Origin of the sequence: Segetibacter koreensis DSM 18137 (assembly GCF_000374045.1) — a bacterium.
Lineage (GTDB): Bacteria > Bacteroidota > Bacteroidia > Chitinophagales > Chitinophagaceae > Segetibacter > Segetibacter koreensis.
In genome coordinates, this window is sequence record NZ_KB893370.1 from 133,697 (window position 1) to 145,739 (window position 12,043).

Consider the following 12,043-nt stretch of genomic DNA (forward strand, 5'->3'; position numbering starts at 1 on the left):
ATACCTTATATGTACCATATAGCATCTAGTGATAAAGAAAGATAAATAGTATCACCTTTTTCAATTTTGCAATCATTTGTTTTAATGGTAATACGATCGCCCAACAGTAAAACTTCGATCTCACACAGGCTACCTAAAAAAATTACTTCCCTAACTTTTGCCTCGTAAGAATTGATATTCTTATCTACTATTTTGAAACTCTCCGGGCGGATAAACATTTTTTTACCATTTATTTCGCTGCTTCTTACGTTATTCAACGCCTGGAATAGTGAAGGATTTATAAGATTATAATTTCCGAAAAGAGCGGCAGTATATTCATTAACCGGTTGATGATAGATTTGCTGGGGCGACCCTTTCTGAATGATTTGGCCATTTTTTAGCACGATGATCTCATCTGCCCAGGAAAGAATGTCAAGAGGATCATGCGAAATAAGAGTACAAGTGATTTTTAATCTTTCACTAATGTCCCTGATAACGGACTTCAAAATATTCTTATGTATAATATCAAGATTAGAAAAAGGTTCATCGAGCAATAAAAGTTTAGGCGAAGTGGTAAGTAGCCGGGCGAGGGCAATACGTTGTTTTTCTCCTCCTGACAGCTGATCAGTTCTTCGTTGTAACAAATGATCAATGCTGCAAATCTTATATAAAGTAAGCGCTTCATCACCCCCTAATTTATTTACATACTCTAACACTTCTTCAACATAATAATTATTTGGCAACTCAAACTGCTGCGACAAATATGCGATACCAGGATGTCCGGGTATTAATTTTTCTGCAGGACCTTCTACCCTCACATTTTCAAATAGCACCCGGCCTTCATCTGGTTGCACGAAGCCCCCTATTATTTTCAGTAAAGTACTTTTTCCTGATCCGGTTTCTCCGGCGATTGCTATTTTTTGTCTCCTCTGCTGGCTAAACGATATATCTTTTAATACAATTTCTCCTTCCTGTTGTTTACATATTCCTGACACATCTACTAAGCTCATATAATGAAAACAAATTTTACAAATTCATGAAATAACAAAGCCTACTTAAAAGCCATTAAAGGTATATGACTATTACTAAAACTCGTTGTTAAGCCACTCATAAGTGAAAACAAAGGCACCTTTTTGTTATTACCTTATCATCATTTCTTTATGCTTTTCTTTATAAACATTACCTTCTATAAGATTTTTTTACCTTAGATTAGAATACTAAAAAAGGTTTAGCTAAAATAACGGCAATATGTCTTCATTGCTTTTGAAGAAAAAAAATAAGCCTACTCATGCAGGAGGTGTGGTTTTCAGAGAAAAAAACGGACAAAAGGAATTTTTATTAGTGTCCGCCAGGCACTTTCCTTTTATCTGGGTATTGCCAAAAGGACATATTGAGCCATCGGAAACAGAAGAAAAAGCTGCTATAAGAGAAGTAAAGGAAGAAGCAGGGGTACGAGTTTTAATTATTAATAAAATTGGAAACGCTGAAAGATTTCAATGGAATTTCAGGAAGCAAATAGTAGCCTTTTACCTGATGAGATTTGATGGAAAATATGCTAAAAACAAAGAAAACAGAAAGATCTTATGGACGCCTGTAGACAATGCTATTAAAAAATTGTTTTATTCTGATCAAAAGCAAATTCTGAGAAAATTGAAATGGTAGCTATTTATAAGCCTTCACGCATAATTGTTGTTTTCCAGCGTTCTTTTAATAGATCAGTAACTTTAAAACCAATGGTACTGTTAATTGAAAAGAAAGCGTTTGACGTAATTTTGTAAAAAAAATAATAAATGGATATTACAACTACGGTATTAATAATTATAATTGTTTTGTTGGTCGGCGGATTTATCGTTTACTTCTTTAACCAGCAAAATAAACTCGATAAAAACGACAGTGAAAACGTCGATAGCTCAACCAGGGCACTTCGGTTACAAGCTTATGAAAGATTAACAGTACTGGTTGACAGGATAGCTTTGCCTAACCTCATTAGCAGGGTAAATCAAAACGGTATTAGTTCAAGGGACATGCAACTGCTTCTGACAAGAAGCGTTAAAGAAGAATTTGATTATAATATTTCCCAACAAATTTATGTCTCTTCAGATGCATGGAATGCAGTAAAAAATCTGAAAGAACAAAACATTCTTGTTGTAAACCAATTTGCTACCGCTTTACCCCCCAATGCCACCGGTTTAGACCTTAATAAGCTTTTATTGGAGTACCTGATGACGGATAAAAAAGGACAACTACACGAAGTGGTAAGTGAAGTGCTGAGTTACGAGGCTAAAAAGCTGATGTAGAAGTAAAAGTATTGAAAGTAAAAAGTGATAAAAAGTACCGACCAAAGGACTTTTTAAAACGGTGTTTATTACCAGCCTTTTCGATTGTAAGCAAGCTACCGAATAAACCTGCGTTATAAACTTTGGTTTATAAATAATGTATAATAACAACCATGAGCGCTGCAAAAAAATTTACCGATTCGGGTATTGAGATTAAGAATGTTTATACCGCTGCTGACCTGTCTGCTGTTGATGCCCAACAATTGACAGAGCGACCAGGCCAGTTTCCCTATACACGAGGTGTACAAGCCGATATGTATCGCGGACGCCTTTGGACCATGCGGCAATATGCCGGATTTTCGACTGCAGAAGAAAGCAACAAGCGATATCATTACTTGCTCTCACAAGGCGTAAACGGACTCAGTGTAGCATTTGATCTGCCCACCCAAATTGGTTACGATAGTGATCATCCGCTTGCTGAAGGAGAAGTCGGCAAGGTGGGTGTGGCCATTGATAGCATCGATGACATGGAGACATTGTTTCATAACATAAAACTTGAAGATGTAAGCACCTCCATGACCATTAATGCAACCGGGTTTATATTATTGAGCCTTTATGTTGCTTTGGCTAAAAAGCAGGGTGCAGACCTTTCTAAAATTACAGGTACAATTCAGAATGATATTTTAAAGGAATATGCAGCAAGAGGAACTTATATATATCCCCCTAAACCAAGCATGCGTATTATTACAGATATATTTGAATGGTGCAGCAAAGAACTGCCTAAATGGAATACAATTTCGATATCAGGATATCACATTCGTGAAGCGGGAAGTACCGCTGTACAGGAGGTAGCCTTTACTCTTGCAAACGGAAAAGCATACGTAAAAGCTGCATTGCAAAAAGGGCTTGATATAAATACTTTTGGCAAACGTCTCTCATTTTTCTTCAATTCACACAATAATTTGTTTGAAGAAGTTGCCAAGTTCAGGGCTGCCAGAAGAATGTGGGCAGTAATGATGAAGGAGCTGGGAGCAACTGATCCTAAGGCAATGATGCTTCGTTTTCATACACAAACAGGTGGCAGTACACTAACTGCTCAGCAGCCGCAAAATAACATTAGCCGGGTAACCATTCAAACACTGGCAGCAGTGTTGGGCGGCACACAAAGCTTACATACAAACGGTTATGATGAGGCGTTGAGTTTGCCAACAGAAGAAGCCGCCCGCATAGCTTTGCGAACGCAACAAATAGTTGGTTTTGAAAGTGGTATTGCCGACAGCGCTGATCCATTAGCAGGATCTTATTTCGTTGAAAATCTTACCGCGGAAGTAGAACAGAAAGCATGGGAACTAATTGCAAAAATTGATGCAATGGGAGGAAGTGTAAGCGCTGTTGAAAACGGTTTTATACAGGATGAGATAGCAAAAAGCGCATACGAATATCAACGGAAAATTGAAACCGGAGATAAAATTATTGTTGGAGTAAATAAATTTAAGATATCCGAAGAAACAGGTGTAACTGGCTTTAAAATTGATGACAGTATAAGGAACATTCAAACAGAAAAATTAAACAAACTGAAAGCCAGGCGATCAGCAGAAACAACTGATCTGTGCCTTAAGGAAATTTCTGCTGCTGCTATAAATGGCCGAAATCTTATGCCTGTGGTAATTAATGCAGTTGAAAATTATTGTACTCTTGGTGAGATATCAGATGCATTGAGGAAGGTTTTTGGGGAGTATAAATAAGCTATGCAAATTGAAATAAACAAAGAATATACTTTCGAAGATGACCAGTTTTTGTGGAGATATATGGACCTTCACCGTCTCATCTACTTTCTAAATACAGAAAACATATTTTTTTCTCCGTTAAGTACTTTTTTTGATCCTTTCGAAGGCATAACTGAAAAGCACCTGCAAGATAAACAATACGTGGACGCTATAGACGAAGAAGCGGAGAAAGAAGAAGGATTGCCCCAAAAAAGCAAAGAGGAATTAGTTGAAAAAAAAGACGAAATAAAACAAAAGTTTAAAAGTCGGCTCGAAGAAATACAAAAAACGTTTTTTGCGAGTTGCTGGTATCTTGGTGTCAGAGAGTCGCTGGCCATGTGGGATACTTACTCTAATAAAGACAGTGTCGCGTTAAAATTTAACCCCAAGGGTTTGTGTAAAAATATCATTGGTTCCTGTAAGAAATTGAATGCTGAGGATTTTGACATAATGATACATTGAAAGGTTGAATATTTTAAAATATCACCTTTTGATCCTCATGATGATGGACTAAAAAATTGTGGTCACAAGTTTAAAGGTTTCCTTAAAGATTTAAGTTATAAACATGAGGAGGAATTCAGATTTCTAGTGATCCAAAAGAACCAGGATAAAACGTATGATTTTTTTGAATTGTCACTTGAAAATTTGAAGAACACAGATTTTTGTATTGTAACCCATCCCTACATGGAGCCTTGGAAGTATAATAATATATTGAACGTTTTAAAAGCAAAAGGGATTGAAAACAGGCTGAAAAAATCAGATATACCTACGCGAAACCAGGTATTTGATATACCATATTAACAATTTGAAGCCCAATTTTCATTTTAAGAGTATACTAAAATTCGGCTACTATTCCCAAACCTGGTGCACCTGTTACTTTCACCTGACCAAAATCATATACAAGGCCTGTTGCAATATCTTCCGCTAGCAATAAAGGTCCATCTACATCTACAAAATCTAATTGTGGCATGAAATGGGCAATAGCTGAAGAACCTATCGTAGACTCATTCATCGAGCCCATCATCACTTTCATGTTTAGTTCCCTTGCTCTTGCAATCATTCTTCTGGCCGGGGTTATTCCACTGCACTTTGTAAGCTTAATATTTATTCCGTGAAAATATCCTGAACACTTTTCCACATCTTTTTCAAACACGCAACTTTCATCAGCTATTAAAGGCACAGGAGATTTTTCGTACAATTGCTTCATTCCATCCCAGTTGTCTTTTTCCAATGGTTGCTCGATGAATTCAACACCCAGTTTTGCTAAAACAGGTATTTTTCCCATTGCTTCATCTGTTGTCCATCCGGCGTTTGCATCTACTCGAAAAACTGCATCTGTATGCTTTCTCAACTCCTCTACGATAGAAATATCTCTTGCCGTTCCTAATTTGATCTTGTAGACAGGCCACGGTTTTTCCTTCATTTTTTCAACCATCCTTTCTACTGTATCAATTCCAATTGTGTAATCGGTTAAAACAACTTTGGCGGTATCAGCATTAAATAACTTGTATAATGGCTTTTGCTTGATCTGTCCAAACAAATCCCAGCCCGCCATATCTAAAGCAGATACGAGAAAAGGGTTTTGAGGAAATAAATGATGCAGGTAATGCCAATAACGTTCGGGATCTGTAAAAGCAAATTTTTCGACAAAAATCTTTTTCTTTTCAAGATCTTCTATCATTTGCTCAACTGTTATATTATAGTATTGAATAGCTGGAGCTTCCCCATAACCTGAATATGGCCCAAGTTCAAGTTTTACAACTAAAGATGGCTGGTGTGTTTTTGTTCCTTTTGATATGGTAAAAGGATGTTTAAAAGGAATATTTAGAGACCGATATGTTACTTTCAAATGGGAATTTTTAGAATGAACTATTAAAGCAATGAAAGATCTTTTTGCAAATACAAAAAAGTTCGCTAAAACCAATATCATAAAAGATCTTTCATTCAGCTTTATCAAGTATTAAGAATGATTGTTACTTGCTTAACTGTAAAGATAGCCCTTTCTTATTTCGGTCCGATTGGCATTTGTCCTTTTAATGATCTTTGTACAAATAACCACGATCATCTCTAAACGACTGCTTTCGCTATTCATATGAATACACTTATTGTATCAATTTAGCAATTTTATCAAAAGGAATCGTATTAGCCATAGCAAGAATTTCAGATTCATTAGTATTATCAACATGTAAGGTAATTAACGCATTGCTCATTGGCATTTCCAGTTTGTAAGAAGGTTTGCTTTGATCTTGAGAATCTTCTTTTGTCAGTCTTGACTTAAATCCTTGTATTTTCAGAACTTTACTTTTACCATCGTTACCTAAGCCTGCAAGCAGAGGCGATGTTAAAAATGCATTAAGGGTGCCAAGCATAGGAGAATTGTTTACAATTTCCACCTCGGCTTTTTTCTCACCCATACCATAGCTGCGATGAATTGTTGCACCAACAAAACTTACATTGCCCGCTACATTATCGTCTTTTATATTGACTGGCAATGTGTCCATTTTGGCGGGAAATAGTTTGAGAACTTCTTTACCAATTGTAATGTCTAAAGCCTGTAACGTTTGCTGTAAAGCAAAGTGTGCGTCCTCGAGTTTTCCTGATTTGTAAGAAGATTTTGCCGTTGCCACTTCCTGTTTAAAATCCTGGCAATAGGAATAGGTGGCGATGAAAAGAAACAGGGAAAATATGGATAATTTTTTCATATTTTAATATTATTAAATTTTAGTATTTATTTTTCTCCAAGCATTTTTTTAATGCCGTCTATATCAAAAGTGTTTATTGCAGTCATCATGTCCTGTTCTGTAGCGAAGTTGACTCCTTCAAAAGTTATCATTCCGTTTTGCCCAAGTTGTACAAGTACAGTATAACCTTCATTCTGATCAAATCTTATAACCGCTTTGTTTCCTTTGACTTTTATTTGCTTAAAGTTTTGCGTATCACCATTTGATTGAGTGTAATTGCCAGCAAAAAAAATATTGACAAACCCTGCATAAGCAGAATTATTTCCTACAAGAACAGTTAATTGCTTGTCGTCTTGCCTATATATTCTTTGTATGGTAAGATTGGCCCATCCCCATTGAGTACTGGTAACCCTGTCTTCAGTTGTGTCTTTTGGAAGTCCGGCTACAGTTGATGGCAATGATTTTAAGACTTCTTTGCCCATTTGCAGTTCAATACCTAGCAGCGCCTGTTGGATTGAGTAACGTGCATCACTTAAGTTTCCTGCACTTTGTGCAGTTTCTGCTTCAGAGATTTGCTGAATTACATCAGGAGGTGTTGTGTTTTTTAAGCCCTCTCCTACCTTGTTTGATGGCCTTCCGCTCCGGCTGCTTGTACCACGTGTAGGCGAGCCACCTGTTTCTGGAGAATTTGAAGCATCTGAAGCGCCATCTACACCAACAGCTTTGTCGACGGCTTTGTCAACTTTTCTGTCAATAACCCTATTAGAGACGTCAGAAGCTTTATCTTTTAGCTTCTTTAAAAAACCCTGCGCGTGTATGTCTGCCTGCAAGAGCATACCCACGCATGTAATGGCAGTAACAATTGTAAATCTTTTCATTTTTTATAATTTGCTCAACAAAATAAAAAATAAAAAAAACAAAAGCAACACCGCCTATCCTTGTTTTTCAGCCAGTTATAAAACTGTATATAAGATGATAATGATCTTCTATTAAAAATTTTCAACCTGCTTTTGTTGCGCTGCTAATTTTTTTACCAGCGGATCAAGCAGTACTAAAAAAAGATCTTGCCTATGGTTTCAATAGGACAGCAGTTTCTTTTTAAGATCTTGCAACAGAAAATTATATAGTTGTTTTTGACCCGGCTTTTGTTATATACCAAAAGCTTTGTACAATTCTATAACTTATGGTTTTAATAGAAAATACCGCTTTTTTGAAGTAAGCATTTTTCTAAACCAATTTCTTGTCTTTTTCAATTTTTTGTCCGGCGGACAATCCTTATAGACGCTCGATTATAATTGAGGAAGCGCCTCCTCCACCGTTGCAAATAGCTGCGAGACCAAAACGGTTTTTCTTTTGTTGAAGAACATTACATAAAGTAACAATAATTCTTGCGCCTGAGGCGCCTAACGGGTGACCAAGGGCAACAGCTCCACCAAATACATTTACTTTTTCAGGGTCTACATCCATAAACTTATTAAACACAAGTGGAACAACAGAAAATGCTTCGTTTACTTCAAAATAATCAATATCATTTTTTGACAATCCTGCCGTTTTTAATGCTTTAGGAGCAGCATCGGCAGGAGCTGTAGTAAACCATTCTGGCTCATGTTCTGCATCAGCAAACGATACTATTCTTGCAATTGGCTGAATACCCAGCTCCTTCACTTTTTGTTCGCTTGCCAGTACAAGAGCGGCTGCGCCGTCATTAATAGTCGAAGCGTTTGCAGCGGTAACGGTACCATCTTTGGAAAAAGCAGGTTTTAAAGAAGGTATTTTGTCAAATTTTACATTTTTATATTCTTCATCTTCTTTTACAATTATTGTGTTGCCTTTGGGTTGAGGCACCTCTACGTGAATTATTTCATTTGAAAAGAAACCTAATGTTGTTGCCTTTTCTGCGTTGTGGTAAGAGCGGACAGCAAAAGCATCTTGTTCTTCCCGCGATATGCTGTACTTTTTTGCTGTTGCATCAGCAAACGAACCCATGGCCTGCTGAAGATAAACATCTTTAAGCCCATCTTTGTCTAAACCGTCAATTAATTCTGCATTTCCATATTTATATCCAAACCTTGCTTTAGGTATATAGTAAGGTACCATAGACATGTTTTCCATACCTCCAGCTACAACTACGTCATTAATGCCAAGCATTATGCTTTGCGCGCCAAACATAATGGCTTTAGCGGCAGATGCACAAACCTTGTTAACAGTAGTACATACAGTTGTATTTTTCAAGCCGGCATATAATGCAGCCTGCCTGGCAGGCGCCTGTCCTAAATTTGCGGAACATACATTACCCATAAAAACTTCCTGGATCGCTTCTGGTGCAATACCTGCTTTTTGAAGGGCACCCTGTATGGCCGTTGCTCCAAGTTTTGTTGCAGCGACAGAAGATAATGCACCACCAAAACTTCCTAACGGAGTTCGGATCGCCGAACAAATGAATACTTCTTTCATAAATAGTAACAATAAATCTAAGAAATAAATTAGAATTCTCAATAAGCTGCAACACTCAAAATATAAAAAGCAAAATAGAAACAATTATATCTGAAGCAATTGTTTCAGGGTTAAATCGCCATTTCTTTAACATCTGCTGAAATAGTTAACCTTCCTGCGGTTTTGGTTTTTATTTCGTCAATAGTCACTCCCTGTGCATATTCTATACAGCAAAAACCTTCCTCGATTATATCAAATACGCCGAGGTCGGTTACTACTTTTTTAACGCAGCCAACTCCCGTTAATGGAAGTGTACAGGTGGATAATAATTTGCTGTTACCTCTGGGGTCAGTATGCTGCATAGCAACAATTATATTCTTTGCTGATGCTACCAGGTCCATTGCGCCTCCCATGCCTTTCACCATTTTTCCAGGTATTTTCCAGTTTGCAATGTCACCTTTTTCAGAAACTTCCATTGCGCCAAGAACAGTAAAATCAATTCTACCTGCTCTTATCATTCCAAAGCTCACAGCACTGTCAAAAAACACCGATCCGGGAAGCGTGGTAACTGTTTGCTTACCTGCATTTATCAAATCAGCATCCTCTTCTCCTTCAAACGGAAACGGTCCCATTCCCAAAAGTCCGTTCTCACTTTGCAATTCTACATTTATACCGGCGGGAATATAATTAGCGACGAGTGTGGGAATGCCAATGCCAAGATTTACATAATAACCATTTTTCAATTCTCTTGCTATACGTTGGGCAATCTGTTCTTTGGTTAAAGCCATTTTTGTATAAAATTTGAATTTTAAAAATCAACTATTACGTTTTCGCACAGTTATTTTTTCAATTCTTTTTTCATAATTACTCCCTTGAAATATTCGTTTAATATAAATACCGGGAGTATGAATATGATCAGGATTAAGTTCACCTGCAGGCACAAGTTGTTCTACTTCGGCAATCGTTATCTTACCTGCCATTGCCATTACAGGATTAAAATTACGGGCGGTTTCTTTATAAATGAGATTGCCGCAAGTATCGCCTTTCCACGCCTTTACAATAGCAAAGTCAGCTTCAAAAGCATACTCCATTAAATAATTTTTTCCATTAAAATTCCTTGTTTCCTTTCCTTCGGCCACTTCTGTTCCTACGCCAGCGGGAAGGTAAACGGCCGGAATGCCATATCCGGCGGCAAGACAACGTGTTGCAAGTGTGCCTTGTGGTATTAATTCCACTTCTAGTTCGCCGCTTAATAGCTGGCGCTCAAATTCTGCATTTTCTCCTACATAAGAAGAAATCATTTTTTTAATTTGCTTTTTCTTCAACATCAGCCCTATACCAAAGTCATCTATACCTGCATTATTCGATATGCACGTTAGCTGATTAACACCTTTTTTAACGAGAGCTGCAATACAATTTTCAGGAATACCGCACAGTCCGAAGCCGCCAAATAGCAGCGTAGCACCAGGAAACACATCGCGGATTGCTTCATCAGCGTCTTTAACTGTTTTGTTTATCGCCATTTGGAATCATTTGTGAAAAAAGTACATGAAAAGATAATTCTTATTCTGCAATATTTTGCACTTAAATACTAATTGGAGGAAAGCTATTTTGAAAACGCTTCTGGCACTGACAGAAATAAGAAAGAGAAAATAAAAAAAGTGAGAACAATAATTAGGGCTCAACTGCTAACTTCAGTAAAACAGCCCGTAATAGTACCGGAAAAAATGAAAGTAAAAGCTTACGTTAAAACCGAATTTTGAAGGAGTTATAAGGGCTTAAAAAGTTATTTATTCTGATTCGCGTACAGGTTTCATATTTGGCACTTTTAAAAGAAAGCTTGTACCTACGCCTGGTGTTGATGCAACGGATATATCTCCCCCTATTCGTGTAAGCGCCTCTTTTACTATATACAGTCCAATACCCAAACCTGTTACTGTAAAATTGCTTCTAAAAAACATCTTGAAAATATTATTTAAGTGATCTTCAATAATGCCAACTCCATTATCTTCTATTAAGATATTAGCTTCCTGTTGGTTAACGTCAATTACTAACTTTACAAAGGGATTACATTCATCTGGTTTCTGATATTTAACAGCATTTGAAATAAGATTATTTAAAATAACAGATAGCCTGAAGGCATCGGACCAGAATTCCTCTGGCTGATTTACCTGCAAATCGAATATAATAGATCTATTTTGCATGCGGATAAGATCGATGCTATCAGTTGCAAGTTTTTTAAGATCAACAATCTCGTAAGCTTCATCTACGCGAACACTTTTATAATATTCTATAACTTTAATGATAAAAAAATCCATCTTGTTCACGCAGCTCTCAATCATGCCCATATAACCGTTCGGATCTTTAACGGAACCTTCCATCTTGGCCAGGTTAAGAACTCCCATTACTGACGCCAGCGGAGACCTGAGGTCATGCGACGTACTGTAAACGAACCTATTCAATTCATCATTTGTTCTTTGAAGTTCTTCTATTTTAATTTTAAGATTTTGTCTTGTGGTATATACCTCGTAAGCATTTTTTATCGATGTCTGCAGTTCCAGCTTATCCCATGGCTTTTTGATATACCTAAAAATTTGTCCCTTATTTATCGCATCAATTATTGCTTCTACGTCAGTATAGCCGGTTAATAATATCCGCATTGGGTCGGGGTGCGCAGTTCTTACAATATCAAAAAATTCGACTCCCGTTGATTGTGGCATACGCTGGTCAGCAATAATGATATGAACGGTATTATTATTGAGAATATTCAGACCTTGTGCAGATGAAGTAGCAGTAAAAATATCATAGTTTCTCCGGAAAGTAGCCTTAAACGAGAGAAGGTTATCTTCTTCGTCGTCAATATATAAAATAGAGATCTTCTTATTGTTAGCACTCATTATTTATATGA

General features: G+C 37.0%; 12 protein-coding genes. 4 read left to right on the forward strand and 8 right to left on the reverse strand.

Annotated features, from left to right (window positions below):
• Positions 1-5: 5 nt before the first annotated feature.
• Positions 6-989 carry an ABC transporter ATP-binding protein gene (locus B154_RS0123415; RefSeq protein WP_018616795.1) on the reverse strand — a complete coding sequence of 328 codons (984 nt, stop codon included), beginning with the start codon at positions 987-989 and terminating at the stop codon, positions 6-8.
• A gap of 238 nt (positions 990-1,227) precedes the next feature.
• On the opposite strand from B154_RS0123415, the gene B154_RS29615 reads away from it, so the two are divergent.
• From B154_RS29615 to B154_RS0123440, 4 genes are all read left to right on the forward strand, one after another.
• On the forward strand, positions 1,228-1,641 hold the full coding sequence (locus B154_RS29615; RefSeq protein WP_018616796.1) for an NUDIX hydrolase: 414 nt from the start codon (positions 1,228-1,230) through the stop codon (positions 1,639-1,641).
• Between the two features lie 128 nt (positions 1,642-1,769).
• Positions 1,770-2,276 (forward strand): DUF7935 family protein, encoded by a 507-nt coding sequence (locus tag B154_RS0123430; RefSeq protein WP_018616798.1) that lies wholly within the window; start codon positions 1,770-1,772, stop codon positions 2,274-2,276.
• Positions 2,277-2,428: 152 nt separating this feature from the next.
• Positions 2,429-4,000: an acyl-CoA mutase large subunit family protein gene (locus B154_RS0123435; RefSeq protein ID WP_018616799.1), complete on the forward strand. Its 1,572-nt coding sequence runs from the start codon at positions 2,429-2,431 to the stop codon at positions 3,998-4,000.
• Positions 4,001-4,003: 3 nt separating this feature from the next.
• Positions 4,004-4,483, forward strand: coding sequence for a hypothetical protein (locus tag B154_RS0123440; protein WP_018616800.1), 480 nt, complete (start codon positions 4,004-4,006; stop codon positions 4,481-4,483).
• A 373-nt stretch (positions 4,484-4,856) separates the two neighbouring features.
• Here B154_RS0123440 and B154_RS0123450 read toward each other — a convergent pair whose 3' ends face one another.
• From B154_RS0123450 to B154_RS0123485, 7 genes are all read right to left on the reverse strand, one after another.
• Positions 4,857-5,870: a dipeptide epimerase gene (locus B154_RS0123450; RefSeq protein WP_026260384.1), complete on the reverse strand. Its 1,014-nt coding sequence runs from the start codon at positions 5,868-5,870 to the stop codon at positions 4,857-4,859.
• Positions 5,871-6,123: 253 nt separating this feature from the next.
• The gene (locus B154_RS0123455; RefSeq protein ID WP_018616803.1) at positions 6,124-6,723 is read right to left on the reverse strand and encodes a hypothetical protein; all 600 of its coding nucleotides are present in this window, start codon (positions 6,721-6,723) and stop codon (positions 6,124-6,126) included.
• A 26-nt stretch (positions 6,724-6,749) separates the two neighbouring features.
• Positions 6,750-7,580, reverse strand: a complete 831-nt coding sequence (locus B154_RS0123460; protein ID WP_018616804.1) for a hypothetical protein — start codon at positions 7,578-7,580, stop codon at positions 6,750-6,752.
• A 397-nt stretch (positions 7,581-7,977) separates the two neighbouring features.
• The gene (locus B154_RS0123465; RefSeq protein ID WP_018616805.1) at positions 7,978-9,156 is read right to left on the reverse strand and encodes an acetyl-CoA C-acyltransferase; all 1,179 of its coding nucleotides are present in this window, start codon (positions 9,154-9,156) and stop codon (positions 7,978-7,980) included.
• A 110-nt stretch (positions 9,157-9,266) separates the two neighbouring features.
• Complete coding sequence (locus B154_RS0123470) at positions 9,267-9,923, reverse strand: 3-oxoacid CoA-transferase subunit B (protein ID WP_018616806.1); 657 nt, start codon at positions 9,921-9,923, stop codon at positions 9,267-9,269.
• Positions 9,924-9,950: 27 nt separating this feature from the next.
• Positions 9,951-10,658 carry a CoA transferase subunit A gene (locus tag B154_RS0123475; RefSeq protein WP_018616807.1) on the reverse strand — a complete coding sequence of 236 codons (708 nt, stop codon included), beginning with the start codon at positions 10,656-10,658 and terminating at the stop codon, positions 9,951-9,953.
• Between the two features lie 267 nt (positions 10,659-10,925).
• Positions 10,926-12,032: a hybrid sensor histidine kinase/response regulator gene (locus B154_RS0123485; protein ID WP_018616809.1), complete on the reverse strand. Its 1,107-nt coding sequence runs from the start codon at positions 12,030-12,032 to the stop codon at positions 10,926-10,928.
• Positions 12,033-12,043 lie beyond the last annotated feature (11 nt).

What these genes read in the sequence shown, in the direction of transcription:
- B154_RS0123465 (WP_018616805.1), bottom strand. Translation starts at nt 9,156, where the DNA reads ATGAAAGAAGTATTCATTTGTTCGGCGATCCGAACTCCGTTAGGAAGT.
- B154_RS0123435 (WP_018616799.1), top strand. Translation starts at nt 2,429, where the DNA reads ATGAGCGCTGCAAAAAAATTTACCGATTCGGGTATTGAGATTAAGAAT.
- B154_RS0123485 (WP_018616809.1), bottom strand. Translation starts at nt 12,032, where the DNA reads ATGAGTGCTAACAATAAGAAGATCTCTATTTTATATATTGACGACGAA.
- B154_RS0123440 (WP_018616800.1), top strand. Translation starts at nt 4,004, where the DNA reads ATGCAAATTGAAATAAACAAAGAATATACTTTCGAAGATGACCAGTTT.
- B154_RS0123470 (WP_018616806.1), bottom strand. Translation starts at nt 9,923, where the DNA reads ATGGCTTTAACCAAAGAACAGATTGCCCAACGTATAGCAAGAGAATTG.
- B154_RS0123455 (WP_018616803.1), bottom strand. Translation starts at nt 6,723, where the DNA reads ATGAAAAAATTATCCATATTTTCCCTGTTTCTTTTCATCGCCACCTAT.
- B154_RS0123460 (WP_018616804.1), bottom strand. Translation starts at nt 7,580, where the DNA reads ATGAAAAGATTTACAATTGTTACTGCCATTACATGCGTGGGTATGCTC.
- B154_RS0123475 (WP_018616807.1), bottom strand. Translation starts at nt 10,658, where the DNA reads ATGGCGATAAACAAAACAGTTAAAGACGCTGATGAAGCAATCCGCGAT.
- B154_RS29615 (WP_018616796.1), top strand. Translation starts at nt 1,228, where the DNA reads ATGTCTTCATTGCTTTTGAAGAAAAAAAATAAGCCTACTCATGCAGGA.
- B154_RS0123415 (WP_018616795.1), bottom strand. Translation starts at nt 989, where the DNA reads ATGAGCTTAGTAGATGTGTCAGGAATATGTAAACAACAGGAAGGAGAA.
- B154_RS0123430 (WP_018616798.1), top strand. Translation starts at nt 1,770, where the DNA reads ATGGATATTACAACTACGGTATTAATAATTATAATTGTTTTGTTGGTC.